This window comes from Lysinibacillus zambalensis, from assembly GCF_040183165.1.
GTDB classification, from domain to species: Bacteria; Bacillota; Bacilli; order Bacillales_A; family Planococcaceae; genus Lysinibacillus; species Lysinibacillus zambalensis.
Window position 1 is genome coordinate 52,380 of the sequence record NZ_JBEGDG010000008.1, and the last position, 17,489, is coordinate 69,868.

Here is a 17,489-nt window from a genome sequence, read left to right on the forward strand (position 1 = left end):
CTAAAATTTTTCAAGAAATGAAGGTGTTAAGATGAAGCGTATTCATTATAGCTGGTTTATTTTAATTATAACCTTTTTCTCGATTATTGTTGCAGGAATTACTATGTCATCATCAGGGGTGTTCGTAGACTCCTTTGAAAAAGAATTTAATTGGGATCGATCTTTAATTGCTTTAGCATTTGCAGTGAGTCTATTTTTATATGGATTTTCAGGCCCGTTTATGGCGGCATTACTAGAAATAACCGGTTTAAAGAAAATGATGCTAGGTGCGATGGCTACATTATTCATAGGCATGCTGCTTACACTTTTCATGACACAATCATGGCAGTTAATCATTATATGGGGCGGTATTATTGGCTTAGGAGCAAGTCTTTTTTTAACTGTGTTAAGTCCTTATGTAGCTAATAATTGGTTTGTGAAAAGTAGAGGGTTGGCAGTAGGAATTTTAACGGCGAGTACTGCAACAGGGCAGTTAATTCTTCTCCCTATATTGGCGATGATTATTGAACATTATTCTTGGCGATGGGCGATTGGACTAATTCTCATCCTAAGTTTTGTTATGTTCATCACTATTTCTATATTTATTAAAAATACACCACAGGATATTGGAATTCTTCCTTATGGAATGGAAGAAAATCTTGAAATCCAACAAGAGAATCATAAGAAAAATCCGATTAGTATTGCTTTTAATGGTTTATTTGAGGCTATAAAGAGGAAAGAATTTTGGTTATTAGCGGGAAGTTTTTTTATTTGTGGACTTTCAACTAGTGGGCTAGTTGGTACTCATTTCGTTTCTTATTGTATTAGTTTTGGTGTTCCTTTAGTAACCGCTGCAACTTTTCTTTCTTTTATGGGAGTGTTCAATCTTGTAGGTACTACTTTATCAGGGTGGTTGTCTGACCGTTTTGATAATCGATGGTTATTGTTTTGGTATTACCTTTTAAGAGGAGTGTCTCTGCTATTACTCCCATATGCATTAATGAAAGGATCGTTCACTTTACTGACAATCTTTACAATATTTTATGGATTAGATTGGATTGCCACAGTACCTCCAACGATCAGTATTTCTAGACAAATTTTTGGTACAAATAAAAGTGGCATTATTTATGGGTGGATTTTCGCTTCACATCAAGCGGGAGCTGCAGTTGCCGCTTTTGGTGGAGGCCTAATCTATAAGTTTTTCAATTCATATACTTGGGCCTTTTTCCTTGCTGGGATGTTCTGTGCATTGGCAAGTTTATTTGTTATCATCGTGAAAAAACAAACTCCTCATCAAGCACATACTTAATAATCAAATCAATAATCAATTTAAAAAGTTGAATCCAATTACTTAGTAGACAAGTATATGTATTATAAAACAGTAATATAATCGAAAGAGGAGGGATATGAGATTTTCCAAGTCACGGCACAAACAAATTAGGATCAAGATATGCTTATGACTTTTTACAAGTGGATTGGGAAAGAAAGGGCTGGCCCGCCTATCGCGTCAGTCTGGTGCAATATCTACTTTTCGGGGTTCACTTAGATGACTATTATTGTTGGGGGCAAGAAGTATATGCTCCTTGCGACGGCGTCATTGTCCAAGCGGAGGATGGCTATAAAGAACGGAAATTGCTTTCAGATATGTCAAAAAGCTTATAAAAATGCTCATTATTTCGACCCGAAGAAAGATGACATTCAATCAGTTGCTGGCAACTACATCATTATAGAATGTACTAACAATGTATACGCTGGTTTAGTTCATCTTCAAACAGGATCAATTCAAGTTTTAGTTGGTCAGCGTGTAAAAAAAGGTGAAGTTATTGGTAGAGTGGGTCATTCAGGTAACTCCTTTGCCCCGCATTTGCATGTTCAACTTATGGATAGTAGTGATATATTTTATATGGCTCACCTAGTTCAAACCTTAGACGTAATTCACTAGTTAGGTTAGGGAATTTGCTATCTATATACTTCAATATTTTTTTCTTCATCATAGTTACTCCATGATGGGAATTCTGAAAAATCCCATCATTAACACTCCTTATATTTAAGCTTTCAAACTTTTCTATTGCACCCTAATCCAATAATGTTACAAACCTCATATTCAACTAAACTTCACCATTAGTTGAAATTTAATAGGCTTTAACTTTTTTGTATAAATCTAAAATGGAAAAATTTTTTTGACAACATCCAAACAAAAGTTTATAATGTAAACAAATATAATAAAAGGTGATGCTATGAATGAAAGAGAACAGGCGGTCCTTGCTTTAATTCGCCAGAATCCGTTTATGGCTCAGCAAGAGATGGCAGATAAGATGAAACTATCTCGACCAGTCCTTGCTAATTTAGTGTCGAGCTTAACGAAGCAGGGGAAAATTGTAGGTCGTGCATATATTTTGCCTGAGGAAAATGAAGTTATTTGTATCGGTGGAGCCAATCTCGACCGAAAGTTTCATGTCAAAGGGAATGTCCAATTCGGTACGTCCAATCCTGCTAGCTCTTCATTTAGTGTAGGTGGTGTTGGACGAAACATTGCTGAAAACTTAGGCAGATTAAATCATCAGGTAACATTGCTAACTACCGCTGGCAAAGATGCTGATTGGCAAGTAATCCAAGAAGCGTCAGAGCCATTTATGAATTTACGTTATGTAGAGCAGTTACCTGACGCTTCGACGGGTTCCTATACTGCTGTTATGGATGAGCAGGGCGAGCTAGCATTAGCGGTAGCAAACATGGAAGTATATGATCTTTTATTGCCAAGTTTGCTAAAAAAACATGAGGCAATGCTAATGAATGCGGGTTGCTTTATTATGGACTTAAACTGTCCAAAGGAAACAGTGGCTTACATACAGCAGGTTGCGATTGCTCGTGACATTCCATTTGTCATCGTACCGGTATCTTCGCCAAAAATGAATCGATTACCGGATACGTTGCAAGGTGTAACATGGTTTATTTGCAACACAGATGAAGCAGAGACGATTGTAGGTCATAAAATCGAAAACTCTGCACACTACGAAAAGGCTTTACAGCAACTTCTTACATTAGGTGCTGAGCATGTCATTATTACAGCTGGTAGTAAGGGTGTGTATGCAGCTGCCACTACAACGAAGCCAAGTCATTTTGCAGCTAAAGCTATAGAAAAAATTGAAGATGTGACAGGTGCAGGAGATGCCTTTGTCAGTGCAGTAATCCATAGCTGGCTTACTGGCAAATCCTTTGCAACATGTATTGATGCAGGCTTAACAAATGCCAAAAATACACTCGCATCGCCATATACCGTAAGACCTGAGCTATCAGTTGATTTGTTAAACAGTGAAATGGAGGAATAACAACATGAAAGAATTCATCGTATTATCAGAAGAAGTAAAAGAAGGACAAGCGAAAGGTTTACCAATCGTAGCATTAGAATCAACAATTATTTCTCACGGAATGCCATATCCACAAAATGTAAAAACTGCACGGGAAGTAGAACAAATTATTCGTGATAATGGTGCAGTACCTGCAACTATTGCATTAATTGATGGGAAAATCAAAATCGGTTTATCAGATGAAGAACTTGAAATGTTCGGTAATTCACAAGGTGTAGCAAAAGCATCTCGTCGTGACTTAGGCTATCTTTTAGCAACAAAAAAATTAGGAGCGACAACTGTAGCTGCAACAATGATTTGTGCGGAGCTAGCTGATATCGAAATTTTTGTAACTGGCGGCATCGGTGGCGTACACCGTGGTGCTGAAACAACAATGGATATTTCAGCAGACTTAGAAGAGTTAGCACAAACAAATGTTGCTGTAATTTGTGCGGGTGCTAAGTCCATTTTAGATATTGGTTTAACTTTAGAATACCTTGAAACAAAAGGTGTGCCAGTCGTTGGATACGGTACTGATGAACTGCCAGCATTCTACACACGTCAAAGCGGATTTGATGTAAACTTCAAGATTGATACGCCAGAAGAAGTGGCAGAAATGCTACGTGCAAAATGGCAATTAGGCTTAAAAGGAGGAGCAGTCATTGCTAATCCAATTCCTGAGTCTGAAGCGCTTGAGCACTCATTCATTACAGAAATCATTGAAAAAGCTCTAGTAGAAGCGGAAGAAAACGGAATTCAAGGTAAAAACGTGACACCATTCTTACTTGGAAAAGTTAAAGAATTAACAGAAGGTAAAAGCCTTGATGCTAACATTGCATTAGTAAAAAATAATGCAGTAGTTGGATCGAAAATTGCTGTAGCGTATAATAAATTAAACTCATAAACTTTTGTACAGAAAAAGAGACTCTTTGCGAAATATAAAATTCGCAAAGGGTCTTTTTATTCATTTTAGGGTATATTTTTCCAATTTTCACATTGTTCACGAGAATAACTAAACAAAATGACACAGTTACTTTACAATAGCCCATTAAATTTTATACAATTAAGTTTATATCTAATCTGAAAAATTTGACGAGCAAGGTGGACATGTTATGGCGAAAGAGCAAATTTTGACTCCCGAGGACGTTTTTGAGTTAGTCAAATCCTACATGAATGTAGAAAATGTCGCATTCGTGAAAAAAGCATATGAATTAGCAAGGGATGCCCATATTGAGCAATTCCGAAGCTCAGGTGAACCGTATATTATTCACCCAGTGCAAGTAGCTGGTATTTTAGCTGAATTACAAATGGATCCAGAAACAGTTGCGGCTGGTTTTTTACATGATGTTGTCGAGGATACGGATTTTACGCGCGACGACTTAGTTCGCGAATTCGGCGAAGAGGTTGCAATACTTGTAGACGGTGTAACAAAGCTTGGGAAAATTAAATATTTATCTAAAGAAGCGCAACAAGCAGAAAATCATAGAAAAATGTTTGTAGCGATGGCGCAGGATATTCGTGTCATTTTAATTAAACTGGCAGACCGTCTACATAATATGCGCACATTAAAGCATTTACCTGCAGAAAAACAACGCCGTATTTCTAAAGAAACACTTGAAATTTTTGCACCACTTGCGCATCGTCTTGGGATTTCGACTGTTAAATGGGAGCTTGAGGATACAGCACTTCGTTATTTAAACCCCCAACAATATTATCGCATTGTCAGTCTTATGAAGAAAAAACGTGATGAGCGTGAAGCATATTTAGACAATGTCATGACTGAAATGAAGTCACAACTTACAGAGGTTGAAATTGAAGCGGATATTTATGGTCGCCCAAAACATATTTACAGTATTTATCGTAAAATGGTGTTACAAAAGAAACAATTCAACGAGATTTATGATTTATTAGCCATTCGTGTACTTGTCGATAGTATTAAAGATTGCTATGCCGTACTTGGGATTGTGCATACATTATGGAAGCCGATGCCTGGCCGTTTTAAAGATTATATTGCGATGCCAAAGCAAAACCTATACCAATCACTGCATACGACAGTAATTGGACCTTATGGTGATCCATTAGAAGTACAGATTCGTACGAAGGAAATGCATAAAATTGCAGAGTACGGTATTGCGGCGCATTGGGCATATAAAGAAGGTAAAAAAGTTGATAATGAAAAACAAAATGTCGACCAAAAATTAACATGGTTCCGAGAAATTTTAGAATTCCAAAACGAATCATCGAATGCTGAAGAATTTATGGAATCTTTAAAATTTGATTTATTCTCTGATATGGTCTATGTCTTCACACCTGAAGGAGATGTCATTGAATTACCGGCAGGCTCTGTACCTATCGACTTCGCATATCGTGTGCATTCAGAAGTCGGAAATCGTACAATTGGCGCGAAAATTAATGGTAAAATGGTGCCACTTGACACACCGTTAAAAACGGGAGATATTATTGAAATTTTAACTTCAAAGCAATCATTTGGTCCGAGCCGTGATTGGCTGAAAATAGCCCAATCCTCACAGGCCAAAAATAAAATAAAGCAGTTTTTCAAACGTCATCTTCGTGAAGAAAATATCATCAAGGGCAAAGAGATGATAGAAAAGGAAATCCGTGCACAAGATTTTGACGTGAAAGAAACAATGTCGGCGGAAAATTTGAAGCGTGTATGCGAAAAATTTAACTATACAAATGAAGAAGATTTATATGCTGCTGTTGGCATGAATGGAATTACAGCTCAGCAAGTTGCTAATCGTCTAGCGGAAAAGCGCCGCAAAGAGCGTGAACAAGAAGAAGCTCTTGAGAAAATTGAACAAAAAATGAAAAACCCTATTCCTCAAAAACGGACGGAATCGGGCGTTATCGTAAAAGATATTGACAATATGCTTATTCGACTTTCTCGTTGTTGTACGCCAGTTCCTGGAGATGAAATTGTAGGCTTCATTACAAAAGGAAGAGGTGTTTCAGTACACCGTGCAGACTGCCCAAATATCCAAGTAGAAGATGAGCAGGAGCGTTTAATAGAAGTAGAGTGGGAACACGGACTTACTCCAGAGAGAAAAGAATACCCTGTTGATATTGAAGTTTCAGCTTTCGATCGACCAGGCATTTTAAATGAAATCATGCAAATTGTTAGCGAAACGAAAACGAATATTTTAGCAGTAAGTGGTCGTGCAGATCGCGATAAAATGGCAACGATTCATTTAACGATTTCGATTTCAAATATTTCGCATTTGCATAAAGTAGTGGAACGTATTAAGCAAACACCTGATATATATTCAGTACAACGGGTTATTAACTAATTGATTTCTTTATTAAATGAATAGTTGGGCAGTAGCAACTTTGTTATGTACCGAAAATGATACTTCTGGTGCATATAATGAGGAATTGAGGTTTTAAAAAATGAAAGTAGTTTTACAACGTAGTAAAGCAGCCTCTGTTACGGTTGACGGAAAAGTAACGGGAGCTATTGATAGCGGCTATGTTCTTCTAGTGGGCATTACACACGAGGACACGCAAGAAAATGTTGAATATTTAGCAAAAAAAGTAGCTAACCTCCGCCTATGGGAAGATATTGATGGAAAAATGAATCATTCTATTTTAGAGCATGGAGGGGCTATTTTATCCGTCTCGCAATTTACATTGTATGGGGATGCAAAAAAGGGGAATCGTCCAAGTTTTACAAATGCAGCAAGACCAGAAGTTGCGGAACCGTTATGGGAGGCTTTTAATAATGCCTTACGCGAACACGGTTTACATGTGGAAACGGGAATATTTGGTGCAATGATGGACGTTGCACTTACAAATGATGGCCCAATTACGATACTTCTTGAGTCTAAATAAATGGTACATTTCCTATAATTCCTTCATACATTTAATAGTATGGTTAGTTTTGTAGGAGGGAAGTGTGTTAATGGTGACTCAGGGAGAACGCATATCAAATCCATATTTATACGAAACGCTAAATATGATGATTGGTCAGGCAATAGTAGTGCAAACAGAGAAAAATATCCATCAAGGAAAATTAATCTCTGTATTGCCTGACAATATCGTTGTAGAGATTAGTCGTACTCCGTTGTTCATTCGTATGAAGGAAATTGTGTGGGTTACGTTGGCAAAGAGGAAAAAATAAGCGCAGTAAGGTCTCTATACTCAGAAAATATGAGTTGGAGTCCCTTTTTATTTTAGTGTGTAACTAATAGTTAATGAATGTCGGTATTCATTTACAATACAGTGCCAAAACACCGTATTTTTAGTCGACTTCAGTTCCATCAGCGTATTTACATTTCTAAAAAGAAAACTTGTTTGAAAATCAAAAATAAGCTGCAAAGGAATGATAACTCTAGGTTCCTTTGCAGCTTATTTATATTGCCAAACGGACAGTAATTTAGTCGTACCGAAAGCGATACGTTATGCAGTCCCAATAATTCAAGTTTCACTTTATTGATGTTCGTTAAAGTAATCTAAAACGCCTTGGTAGATGCCGAGAGTAGCTTGTTCCCGGTATTTAGCGGTTGTAATAACACGTTCCTCACTACCATTACTTAAGTAGCCCAGCTCAATAAGGACAGCTTTTTGACGATTTTCTCGTAGAACTAAATAATTTCCTTGTTGGGTACCACGATTTTTTAAATCGATTTTATTTGAGAGTCCATTATTTATTGCCTCTGCAAGACCTTGTTGATTACTATTCATATAATATGAGGTGAAACCATTAATGGAGCTATCGTCAGTTGCGTCATAATGTATACTGATAAAAGCATCAGCCTCATATTGGTGTGCAATTGATACGCGTTTGCGGAGGTCGACATATTCATCTGATTCTCTTGTCATGACAACATTTGCTCCAGCAGCACTTAACTTTGAAGCAAGAAGAGATGCAGTTTTCAACGTAATTTCTTTTTCGTCGGTTCCACGTTGTCCCGTAGTACCGTGATCATTCCCACCATGTCCAGCATCTACAATAATCGTTAACCCATTTAAAGTACCTTTCTTGCGTGGTTTCGATTTTTCCTTTTTTGTAGGAGTAGCAGCTTTGCTCGACGAAGAAGTCGTAACGACCCAATTCGCTACAAAAGCAGTTTTGTCATCTATTTGTATTTCATAAAAATCATTTTTAGCGCCAATAATAGGGTAGGTTTCACCAGCGTCTACGCGTTCAACAACATCAGCAACTGTTGATGCATCTGTCCGTAAGTTTGTCCCATTATAAATGATTGTGACAGATTCAAGCTCTGAGGAAGCAGACGAAGATTTTGATGCCTTACTTTTTATATTTGAAAAAGTACCATAAAAGCTATAAACCCAGCCTGTTTTTTTATTGTTATATTGAATTTGTACCCAGTTATGTTCTTGAGCTAGCACCTTAAAGGCTTGGCCATTTGAAACAGTTCCTATTTTGCTAGCATTTAAGTCTGGCTTTTGGCGCACATTAAGAGCATCCACTAAAACTGTAAATGTTGTATCTTTGTTGACTTTTTTTGTGGATACTTCAACTTTAGGTTCGTCAGCTTCAGCTTTTACCTTTTTTTCAGGTAGATCATTGATTGTCACATAATCAGTGGATACCCAACCAACTAGCCCGTTCCAATCTATTTTCGCCCATTCGCCATTTTTTTCAATAAGGTTAGCTTGGTCGCCTGTTGATAATTGTCCAAGAACTGCTGAAGATATGTCAGGCTCAGTACGGATATTTAGACGATCGACTTGTGAAATCAACGTTTGATTAGCCACTTGCTTATCGTCTATCGAAGCGGTTAGCCAGGATGCTACCCAACCTTCGTACTTGCCTGCTTTTACTTGTATCCAATCGCCCTCACGACTAATAGAGGTTAATGGGTCACCCTCATCTAATGTCGTAATAATTGGATAAGACAGTCCAGGTCCCTCACGTAAATGAAGAATCGTTCCAGTTACTTTTAAATCACTGGAGTCGGCTAGTGCTCTTTGAACAGAGTGACTTGGAAATGCAAACGTTAGCACTAGTACGAAGATGATTAGAATATGTAAAAGTTTTGTCCTCATCAGATTCCTCCTATTCTTGTTCTATTTTACCATGCTTTTGTAATAGAATTCGTGGGAAAAAGGTAACGGAATTTGTTATTTTAACGAATGTAATGTAAAAAAAACAAAAACAGTTGACATTGCCTTTTGTAGTGACTAACATAAAGGGTAATCAAAAAATGATTAACCGCTTATGACCAAGCAAGTAGCGCATACCTCTATTGGAGAAGAGAGGGAAAGACCTAGGCTGAAATCTTTCCTACAAAAACGTATAACGTGAATAACACTTGAGAGGCTTTTTTCTGAAAAGTAATGCTTAGTAGGAAAAAACGGAATCGGCCGTTATCCGATCAGGAGGAGGACGCATGTATTTGATGCGTCAACTAGGGTGGAACCGCGGAAGCTTGTACAGCTCTCGTCCCTTGCATTACGCAAGGTGGCGAGGGCTTTTTTATTGGAAAAATTTTAAGGATTTCATACTTAAAATGATAAAAGTCCAGAAGACAGCTTGCTCATAAGCAATTTACAAAGGAGGTATTTCTATGAGTTTTAAAGTTCCACGAGGGACGCAAGATATTTTGCCAGGTCAATCTGAAAAATGGCAGAAGGTAGAAGCGGTTATCCGTGATATTTGCCGTGTCTATCGTTACAACGAAATTCGTACACCAATTTTTGAACAAACAGATTTATTTGCACGTGGTGTCGGTGAAACAACAGATGTTGTTCAAAAGGAAATGTATACATTTGAAGATCGCGGTGGCCGTTCGTTAACATTACGTCCGGAAAATACAGCTGGAGTAGTTCGTTCTTATGTTGAGCATAAAATGTTTGGTGCACCTGATCAACCAGTAAAGCTTTCATATTTAGGACCTATGTTCCGCTATGAACGTCAACAAGCAGGGCGCTACCGTCAATTTGTTCAATTTGGAGTAGAAGCCATTGGCTCAGCGGATCCAGCTATCGATGCGGAAGTAATCGCGCTAGCAATGGATGTCTATGGTTCAGCTGGTTTAAAAGATTTAAAATTAGTCATTAATTCACTTGGCGACAAAGAAACACGTGATTCACACCGTACAGCACTGCTACAACACTTCGAACCACAAATTCAAGAGTTTTGTTCGGATTGCCAAAATCGTTTGCAAAAAAATCCACTACGAATTTTGGACTGTAAGGTAGACCGTGAGCACCCATTAATGAAATCTGCACCAGCATTAACTGATTTCCTAACAGAAGAATCAGCAGCATATTTCGCACAAGTTAAAACGTATTTAGATACGTTGGGAATTTCATATGAGGTTGATCCAAACCTTGTAAGAGGTCTTGATTATTACAATCATACGACTTTTGAAATTATGTCAACGGCTGCTGGCTTTGGAGCGATTACTACACTTTGTGGTGGTGGGCGCTACAATGGCCTTGTACAAGAAATTGGTGGACCAGATGTACCAGGTATCGGGTTCGCATTAAGTATTGAACGCTTGTTGCTAGCACTTGAAGCTGAAGGTGTTGAATTAGACACAGCATCAGGACTTGATGTCTATATGATCGCTATGGGCGAAGATGCGAAGCTAAAAACAGTAGAATTAACAAGTACCTTCCGTGCAAAGGGCATTTCTGCTGAGATGGATTATTTAGATCGTAAAATGAAAGCTCAAATGAAATCTGCAGACCGTTTAGGTGCAAAATATACGATTGTTTTAGGTGAAACAGAGCTTGAAGAGCAAGTAGCTACTGTTAAGCATATGGAATCAGGAGAACAACAAAAAGTAGCGTTCTCAGAATTAGTGAATTACCTTTTAAAACAATAAACGAACACAAACTGTTAAAACATAAATCGTTTTTATCATTACAGGATTAACGGTCCAAATGATTCAAATATCTACGTCGTTTTGGACAGTTAATTCATTTAACAATGAACGGATAGCTAATTTTCCATGGCATTAATTCTCTACTTAGTAGGAAGTGTATGCTACATATTTAAAATAAACGGTCCATCATCAAAAGTTAGGGATGACATATTGTAAAAACATATGTCAAGTGGGTAAGTTGAAACTGGACGCCCCAGTAAAGCGCCAGTCTGAACGGAAATCAACTTTAAGTAATGGTGATGAGCAAATAAATTTTGGAGGAATTAAATAAATGGCAACAAGAACGCATGCTAGTAACGAGCTTTCAGAAGTATTACAAGGTGAAAAAGTCGTATTAAAAGGTTGGGTACAACGTCGTCGTGACCTAGGTGGTTTAATTTTCATTGATTTACGTGACCGTACTGGAATCACACAGGTAGTGTTTAGCCCTGATGTAGCAGAAGCACATGCTTTAGCTGATAAAGTACGTAGTGAATATGTAATTGAAGTAGAAGGAACAGTAATCCTTCGTTCAGAAGACCAAATCAACCCAAATGTACCGAATGGTAAGATTGAAGTTGAAGCAACAAAATTAATCGTCATTAATACAGCAAAAACAACACCATTCCAAATTGAAGATCGCACAGACGTATCCGAAGATTTACGTTTAAAATATCGTTATCTTGACCTACGTCGTCCGGTTATGTTTGATACATTCAAAATGCGTTCTGACGTTACGCGTACAATTCGAAACTTCTTACAAAACGAAGGCTTCTTAGAAGTAGAAACACCAATTTTAACAAAATCATCTCCAGAGGGGGCTCGTGACTATTTAGTACCATCACGTGTTCATGAAGGTGAATTTTATGCATTACCACAATCACCACAGCTATTTAAGCAATTATTAATGGTATCAGGTTTTGAAAAATACTTCCAAATCGCACGTTGCTTCCGTGATGAAGACTTACGTGCTGACCGTCAACCAGAGTTTACACAAGTTGACATTGAAACAAGCTTTTTAACGCAAGAAGAAATTATTGAAATGAACGAACGCTTAATCCAAGCAGTTATGAAAGAAGTAAAAGGAATTGATATCCCTGCTCCATTCCAACGAATGAAATATCAAGAAGCAATGGATCGTTACGGTTCTGATAAACCAGACGTACGTTTTGGTTTAGAGCTTGTTGATTTAAATGACATTTTTGATGGCTGTGATTTCAAAGTATTTGCTGATACAGTGGCACAAGGCAAACAAGTAAAGAGTATTAACATTAAAGGTGCAGCAGATAAATACTCTCGTAAAGACATGGACGAGCTAACAAAATTTGTTGGTATTTACGGAGCAAAAGGTCTTGCTTGGTTAAAAGTAACTGAAGAAGGCTTAAACGGACCGATTGCAAAATTCTTTGACGATGCATTAGCAGCTGCTTTAATCGAACGTATGAAAGCGGAAGTGGGCGATATTTTAGTATTTGTAGCTGATCAAGCGTCTGTTGTAGCAGCTTCATTAGGTGCCCTTCGTACGAAATTAGGTCAAGAATTAGACTTAATAGATGAATCACAATTTGCGTTCCTATGGATTACAGATTGGCCATTATTAGAGTACTCTGAAGAAGATGGTCGCTATAAAGCAGCACACCATCCATTCACACGTCCATTTGACGAAGATATTCAATTAATGGAAACAGATCCTTCTGCAGTCCGCGCACAAGCATACGATATCGTATTAAACGGTTATGAGCTTGGTGGAGGTTCATTGCGTATTTATGAGCGTGAATTACAAGAAAAAATGTTTAATTTACTTGGTTTTACAGAAGAAGAAGCAAGAGCCCAATTTGGCTACTTATTAGAAGCATTTGAATATGGTGTACCACCACATGGAGGTCTTGCATTTGGTCTTGACCGCTTCGTAATGCTACTTGCTGGCCGTACTAACTTACGTGACACAATTGCATTCCCGAAAACAGCAAGTGCTAGCTGCTTAATGACAAACGCACCTAGTGAAGTGTCTCCTGATCAATTGAGCGAGTTAAGCTTAGCCATCAAACCATTCAGAAAATAATTTGTACTTCTAAATACCTAGATTCCCTAGCAAAATTTGTTGGGAATCTAGGTATTTTTTGCGTTTTCGCAAGAATACAGATTTTTTAAAAGAAAATAGTTTGAATTATCAGAAATATAGTGTTATTATAACTGTAATACGAATCCTGATGTGTTTGTCTAATTGCTAGCTCTACTTAACAGTTTTGACCGAACACTATAGAATCGGGAGCCTTCATTTTGTAGTCGCAAACAAGCCCCATGCGGAGCGGGACGTTTAAAGCTACAAAGCGGGCACCCCCCTGCGAAATGCGGGTTCAAAACGAATGTTTCTTGGCATAACGGCACAATCGGGATTCGTCATACATAGTTATTAAGCAAAAAAGGAGCATTTAAATAGCTCCTTTTTTAGTGTTATTCAAAAAACAATTAGAAGCAGAACAAAAAAATTTAGAGGAGTACTGGCGATGATCCTTGGCTTAAAAAAGAATGAAGTAAAAATCGTACCATATGATAGTGAATGGAAAAATGAATTTATGCGAGCTCGTTCCGAGATTATCAAACATACAAATATCCATTTTGATCGTATTCAACATATTGGTAGTACATCGATTGAGGGAATTCAGGCAAAGCCAGCCATTGATATTGTAATGGGCGTTGATGATATTGATACTATTTCAGATTCATTTTTAAAAGCAATGAAAAAAGCTGGTTTTTATAGACTGCGTGTAGAAAGACCGGCAGAAATTGTATTTGCAAAATTTACAGACGATACATTCGAAATCAAAACACATTTTGTACACTTAGTAAATTATGAAGGAGAAAAATGGTGTGATTTATTGTTTTTTAGAGATTATTTAAATGAAAATGAATCAATTAAAAGACAGTATGAAAAGTTAAAATTAAATTTCCTTAACAGCAATTTACAAGGAATAGATGAATATACATCGTATAAAGAGCAATTTGTACAATCGATTTGTTCAATTAATGAAAGAAAAATTGAATGATACTTATAAAAAAACATTATGCTTTGTGTATAAGTTGATCTTCGTTGCGGCTGGGCGACTCCTCGGGGCACATCGGACGCCCTCAGCTGGAACGGAAATCAACCCCACGCTATAATGATTTAGATTAAAAATTTAGAAAATATTAAAAAATCACTTTTTATTTTTAGGAAAGCATCATATAATTGGTATAGACAACTATACCGAATAAAGAAGTTGCCTGTAGCTTCAGTCAAGCTCCTCAAAAAAACGCTAGGGGGTGATCTATTGAAGAATACACTTTTAATTTCAAATGTTACGATCGTCAATCATGATGAAGCGCCGTTTAAAGGAGACATTCACGTTAATGATGGTAAGATTATTAAAATAAATCATAATTTATCTGATAAGGCTGAGCGGTATATAGATGGCAAAGATAATAATTGGTTCCTGTTACCCGGCTATATTGATATGCACATACATGGCTCTGCCGGGCATGACGTGATGGATGCTACGCAATTTGCACTGCATCAAATGGCACGCTCTTTAGTTCAGGAAGGCGTGACAGGCTTCCTTGCTACTACAATGACGCAATCTAAAGAAGCAATTGAAAGCGCTTTAGCGAATGTTGGTCAATTTGAAAATAATGAGGATGAGGCAAGCTTATTAGGTATACATGTAGAGGGACCGTATATATCGAAAAAACGGGCAGGCGCACAACCAATAGAATATATTATTTTACCGTCTACGAAGCAATTTGCATACTGGCATAAAGTAAGTAAGCAACGCATTAAACAAGTTACCTTTGCCCCTGAGGTAGAAGGAGGCTTTCCATTTATTGAATCGTTAGAGGATTTAAATGTTATCGCTTCGATTGGCCATTCTGACGCTTCCATGGAAGAGGTGGATCGGGCAGTAGTATTGGGAGTAAGGCAAGCTACACATTTATATAACCAAATGCGCCCTTTCCATCATCGCAATCCAGGTGTCGTTGGTGCAGTGCTTTTAAATGATCTAGTAAAGACAGAAATTATTGCAGATTTCGTGCATAGTCATCCTCAAGCTATTAAGCTAGCGTATCGTATAAAAGGCGCGAAGGGTATTATCTTAATTACCGATGCGATACGGGCAAAAGGTTTACATCACGGTGATTATGATTTAGGTGGTCAAACCGTTCATGTTTCTAAGGATGGCGCCTATTTATCTAATGGGGCTTTGGCTGGTAGTGTACTAACGATGGAACAAGCGGTAAAAAATATGAAAGCAATCACCAATTGCTCATTGCAGGAAATTGTCGCAATGTCCTCTACGAATGCTACTAAGCAATTACAACTTGCAACGAAAGGTCGTATTGCAGAAGGCTATGATGCAGATTTTGTATTACTAGATGAAAATTTAAATGTACAAAAAACTATTTGTCGGGGTAAAGTTGTATTTGAGAAATGAAAGTAAAGAGGCGATAAGGATGGTACAAGGTTTGTTAGATAAAAATTCTCATATACCTATTTATATACAAATAGAAGAGATCATTAAACAACGTATTTATTTAGAAGAATACAAAATCGGTGAAAATATACCTTCTGAGCGAGAGCTTTCTACGCAGTTTGATGTTAGTAGAATGACTGTTCGCCAATCTATCACAAATTTAGTCAATAGCGGATTGCTGTATCGTGAAAAAGGCAGAGGTACGTATGTCGCTAATCCAAAATTAGAACAACCGTTAAAAGGATTAACAAGTTTCACAGAGGATATGCGAGCTAGAGGGATGGAACCAAGCAGTAAAGTTTTACGCTTTGAGAAAATCGTACCACCAGTTGATATTGCTAGAGATCTCATGTTAGAGGCTGGTGAAGAGGTATTCTTCGTTGTACGAATTCGTAGTGCTGATTCCAAGCCAATGGCCATCGAAAGAACATATATTCCAGTAAAAATATATCCTGAATTAGATGAAAAGAAAATAATGGGGTCATTATACGCGTTAATTGAGGCAAAGTTCCATCAAAAAATTGGAAACGCTATTCAGCAAATGGAGGCGGCTATTGTTCTAAAAGAAGATAGTAAATTTCTGCAAATTAATCATACTGCACCGGTGTTAATTATTAAACGTACAAGTTATTTATCTGATGGAGTTCCGTTTGAGCTTGTGCGAAGTACTTACCGAGCTGATCGATACAAATTCATTAGTGAAATTAAAAGGTGATCTTATGGATGCATATTTTCTAGAAATTCAAAAGATAATGCAGATCGTTAAAGAGCAAGAATATGCCCAAATAAAAGAAGCCGCACAATTAATTGTACAAAGGCTTCAACGCGGAGGAATCGTCCAATTATTTGGTTGTGGCCATTCGCATCTTTTAACGCAAGACGCATTTTATCGAGCGGGAGGGCTTGTACCTGTACGTCCTATAATTATTGAACCACTAACATTACATGCAGGAGCAATGACATCATCAAAAAATGAAAAGGACCCGACGATCATTGAACAGTATAAAGATCATTTTGATTTTCATGAAAATGATGTTTGCATTGTTATTTCAACATCTGGGAGAAATCAAGCACCTATAGATGTAGCATTTTTAGCGAAAGAAGCGGGAGTACTTGTCATGTCTCTGCAATCGCTTACTTATTGCGAGCAAAAGACACGTCATCAAAGTGGGAAGCGCTTAGAGGAAGTTGTAGATAAAGTGATCAATACGCATATACCAATAGGAGATGGTTTACTGCATCACAATGATATACAGTATGCCCCATCCTCTACAGTTATTGGTTCAATTATATTAAATATATTATTTAGTGAAGTCATTGAGATCATAGCTATATCAGACGAAGTATTACCCGTTTTTAAAAGCAATAATGTTGACTCGGATTCGTCTCATAATGAGGCTATGATTGCCTATTATCAACATCGAATTAAATTTAAATGACAAGCGGAGGGATATCTATGAAGAAAACATATAAAATAACAGCGCCGGAGGGACTACATGCTAGACCTGCAGCTTTACTTGTAACAGCAGTCACACCATTTGAGTGTGATGTTCAATTAACTTATAAAGAGAAATCAGTCAATTTAAAATCAATTATGGGTGTTATGGCACAAGGAGTAGCACCCGGAAGCATTGTAGAAATTTCAGCAGATGGGCCTGATGCTGAGAAACTTTTTCAAACAGTAACAGAATTAATTATTTCTAAAGGAATTGGAGAAGAATACTGAACATTAAAGGCATTGTTGTCTCTTGGGGCAAACTATAAAGAATCACGGTAGTTTGTAAGTGTAACTTTAATTG

At 37.4% G+C, this 17,489-nt stretch carries 15 protein-coding genes, 1 other RNA gene and 1 other annotated feature; of the genes, 15 read left to right on the forward strand and 1 reads right to left on the reverse strand.

Annotated features, from left to right (window positions below; translation table 11 throughout):
* Positions 1 to 31 precede the first annotated feature (31 nt).
* From ABNX05_RS12315 to ABNX05_RS12345, 7 genes are all read left to right on the forward strand, one after another.
* A complete protein-coding gene (locus ABNX05_RS12315; protein WP_349660021.1) occupies positions 32 to 1,288 on the forward strand; it encodes an MFS transporter in 1,257 nt (418 codons plus the stop codon).
* 237 nt (positions 1,289 to 1,525) lie between these two features.
* The gene (locus ABNX05_RS12320; RefSeq protein WP_349660022.1) at positions 1,526 to 1,921 is read left to right on the forward strand and encodes a M23 family metallopeptidase; all 396 of its coding nucleotides are present in this window, start codon (positions 1,526 to 1,528) and stop codon (positions 1,919 to 1,921) included.
* A gap of 295 nt (positions 1,922 to 2,216) precedes the next feature.
* A complete protein-coding gene (locus ABNX05_RS12325; RefSeq protein WP_349660023.1) occupies positions 2,217 to 3,308 on the forward strand; it encodes a carbohydrate kinase in 1,092 nt (363 codons plus the stop codon).
* Positions 3,309 to 3,312: 4 nt separating this feature from the next.
* The gene (locus ABNX05_RS12330) at positions 3,313 to 4,230 is read left to right on the forward strand and encodes a pseudouridine-5'-phosphate glycosidase (RefSeq protein WP_349660024.1); all 918 of its coding nucleotides are present in this window, start codon (positions 3,313 to 3,315) and stop codon (positions 4,228 to 4,230) included.
* 208 nt (positions 4,231 to 4,438) lie between these two features.
* Positions 4,439 to 6,634, forward strand: coding sequence for a RelA/SpoT family protein (locus tag ABNX05_RS12335; protein ID WP_349660025.1), 2,196 nt, complete (start codon positions 4,439 to 4,441; stop codon positions 6,632 to 6,634).
* 100 nt (positions 6,635 to 6,734) lie between these two features.
* Complete coding sequence (gene dtd / locus ABNX05_RS12340; protein WP_079562820.1) at positions 6,735 to 7,175, forward strand: D-aminoacyl-tRNA deacylase; 441 nt, start codon at positions 6,735 to 6,737, stop codon at positions 7,173 to 7,175.
* Between the two features lie 70 nt (positions 7,176 to 7,245).
* The gene (locus ABNX05_RS12345; protein WP_349660026.1) at positions 7,246 to 7,464 is read left to right on the forward strand and encodes a DUF2642 domain-containing protein; all 219 of its coding nucleotides are present in this window, start codon (positions 7,246 to 7,248) and stop codon (positions 7,462 to 7,464) included.
* Between the two features lie 308 nt (positions 7,465 to 7,772).
* Here ABNX05_RS12345 and ABNX05_RS12350 read toward each other — a convergent pair whose 3' ends face one another.
* Positions 7,773 to 9,356 carry an N-acetylmuramoyl-L-alanine amidase family protein gene (locus ABNX05_RS12350; protein WP_349660027.1) on the reverse strand — a complete coding sequence of 528 codons (1,584 nt, stop codon included), beginning with the start codon at positions 9,354 to 9,356 and terminating at the stop codon, positions 7,773 to 7,775.
* 163 nt (positions 9,357 to 9,519) lie between these two features.
* Positions 9,520 to 9,761 (forward strand) — a binding site (T-box leader).
* Between the two features lie 116 nt (positions 9,762 to 9,877).
* On the opposite strand from ABNX05_RS12350, the gene hisS reads away from it, so the two are divergent.
* From hisS to ABNX05_RS12390, 8 genes are all read left to right on the forward strand, one after another.
* Entirely contained in the window at positions 9,878 to 11,143 is a 1,266-nt protein-coding gene (gene hisS / locus ABNX05_RS12355) for a histidine--tRNA ligase (RefSeq protein ID WP_349660028.1), read from the forward strand.
* A gap of 331 nt (positions 11,144 to 11,474) precedes the next feature.
* Positions 11,475 to 13,244, forward strand: coding sequence for an aspartate--tRNA ligase (aspS, locus tag ABNX05_RS12360; RefSeq protein ID WP_349660029.1), 1,770 nt, complete (start codon positions 11,475 to 11,477; stop codon positions 13,242 to 13,244).
* Positions 13,245 to 13,383: 139 nt separating this feature from the next.
* Positions 13,384 to 13,583, forward strand: a non-coding RNA gene (gene ssrS / locus ABNX05_RS12365) — 6S RNA.
* A gap of 106 nt (positions 13,584 to 13,689) precedes the next feature.
* Positions 13,690 to 14,229 (forward strand): GrpB family protein, encoded by a 540-nt coding sequence (locus ABNX05_RS12370; RefSeq protein ID WP_349660030.1) that lies wholly within the window; start codon positions 13,690 to 13,692, stop codon positions 14,227 to 14,229.
* Between the two features lie 264 nt (positions 14,230 to 14,493).
* Positions 14,494 to 15,651 carry an N-acetylglucosamine-6-phosphate deacetylase gene (nagA, locus tag ABNX05_RS12375; protein ID WP_349660031.1) on the forward strand — a complete coding sequence of 386 codons (1,158 nt, stop codon included), beginning with the start codon at positions 14,494 to 14,496 and terminating at the stop codon, positions 15,649 to 15,651.
* A gap of 31 nt (positions 15,652 to 15,682) precedes the next feature.
* Positions 15,683 to 16,405: a GntR family transcriptional regulator gene (locus tag ABNX05_RS12380; protein ID WP_197145047.1), complete on the forward strand. Its 723-nt coding sequence runs from the start codon at positions 15,683 to 15,685 to the stop codon at positions 16,403 to 16,405.
* A 4-nt stretch (positions 16,406 to 16,409) separates the two neighbouring features.
* Positions 16,410 to 17,129 carry a sugar isomerase domain-containing protein gene (locus ABNX05_RS12385; RefSeq protein ID WP_432760146.1) on the forward strand — a complete coding sequence of 240 codons (720 nt, stop codon included), beginning with the start codon at positions 16,410 to 16,412 and terminating at the stop codon, positions 17,127 to 17,129.
* A gap of 17 nt (positions 17,130 to 17,146) precedes the next feature.
* On the forward strand, positions 17,147 to 17,416 hold the full coding sequence (locus tag ABNX05_RS12390) for an HPr family phosphocarrier protein (protein WP_349660033.1): 270 nt from the start codon (positions 17,147 to 17,149) through the stop codon (positions 17,414 to 17,416).
* The last annotated feature ends 73 nt before the right edge of the window (positions 17,417 to 17,489 follow it).

Excerpts from the sequence above, each read along its gene's own strand:
- ABNX05_RS12330 (WP_349660024.1), top strand. The coding sequence starts at position 3,313 with ATGAAAGAATTCATCGTATTATCAGAAGAAGTAAAAGAAGGACAAGCG.
- ABNX05_RS12315 (WP_349660021.1), top strand. The coding sequence starts at position 32 with ATGAAGCGTATTCATTATAGCTGGTTTATTTTAATTATAACCTTTTTC.
- ABNX05_RS12370 (WP_349660030.1), top strand. The coding sequence starts at position 13,690 with ATGATCCTTGGCTTAAAAAAGAATGAAGTAAAAATCGTACCATATGAT.
- ABNX05_RS12385 (WP_432760146.1), top strand. The coding sequence starts at position 16,410 with ATGGATGCATATTTTCTAGAAATTCAAAAGATAATGCAGATCGTTAAA.
- hisS (WP_349660028.1), top strand. The coding sequence starts at position 9,878 with ATGAGTTTTAAAGTTCCACGAGGGACGCAAGATATTTTGCCAGGTCAA.
- ABNX05_RS12320 (WP_349660022.1), top strand. The coding sequence starts at position 1,526 with ATGACTATTATTGTTGGGGGCAAGAAGTATATGCTCCTTGCGACGGCG.
- ABNX05_RS12350 (WP_349660027.1), bottom strand. The coding sequence starts at position 9,356 with ATGAGGACAAAACTTTTACATATTCTAATCATCTTCGTACTAGTGCTA.
- dtd (WP_079562820.1), top strand. The coding sequence starts at position 6,735 with ATGAAAGTAGTTTTACAACGTAGTAAAGCAGCCTCTGTTACGGTTGAC.
- ABNX05_RS12335 (WP_349660025.1), top strand. The coding sequence starts at position 4,439 with ATGGCGAAAGAGCAAATTTTGACTCCCGAGGACGTTTTTGAGTTAGTC.
- ABNX05_RS12325 (WP_349660023.1), top strand. The coding sequence starts at position 2,217 with ATGAATGAAAGAGAACAGGCGGTCCTTGCTTTAATTCGCCAGAATCCG.
- aspS (WP_349660029.1), top strand. The coding sequence starts at position 11,475 with ATGGCAACAAGAACGCATGCTAGTAACGAGCTTTCAGAAGTATTACAA.
- ABNX05_RS12390 (WP_349660033.1), top strand. The coding sequence starts at position 17,147 with ATGAAGAAAACATATAAAATAACAGCGCCGGAGGGACTACATGCTAGA.
- ABNX05_RS12345 (WP_349660026.1), top strand. The coding sequence starts at position 7,246 with ATGGTGACTCAGGGAGAACGCATATCAAATCCATATTTATACGAAACG.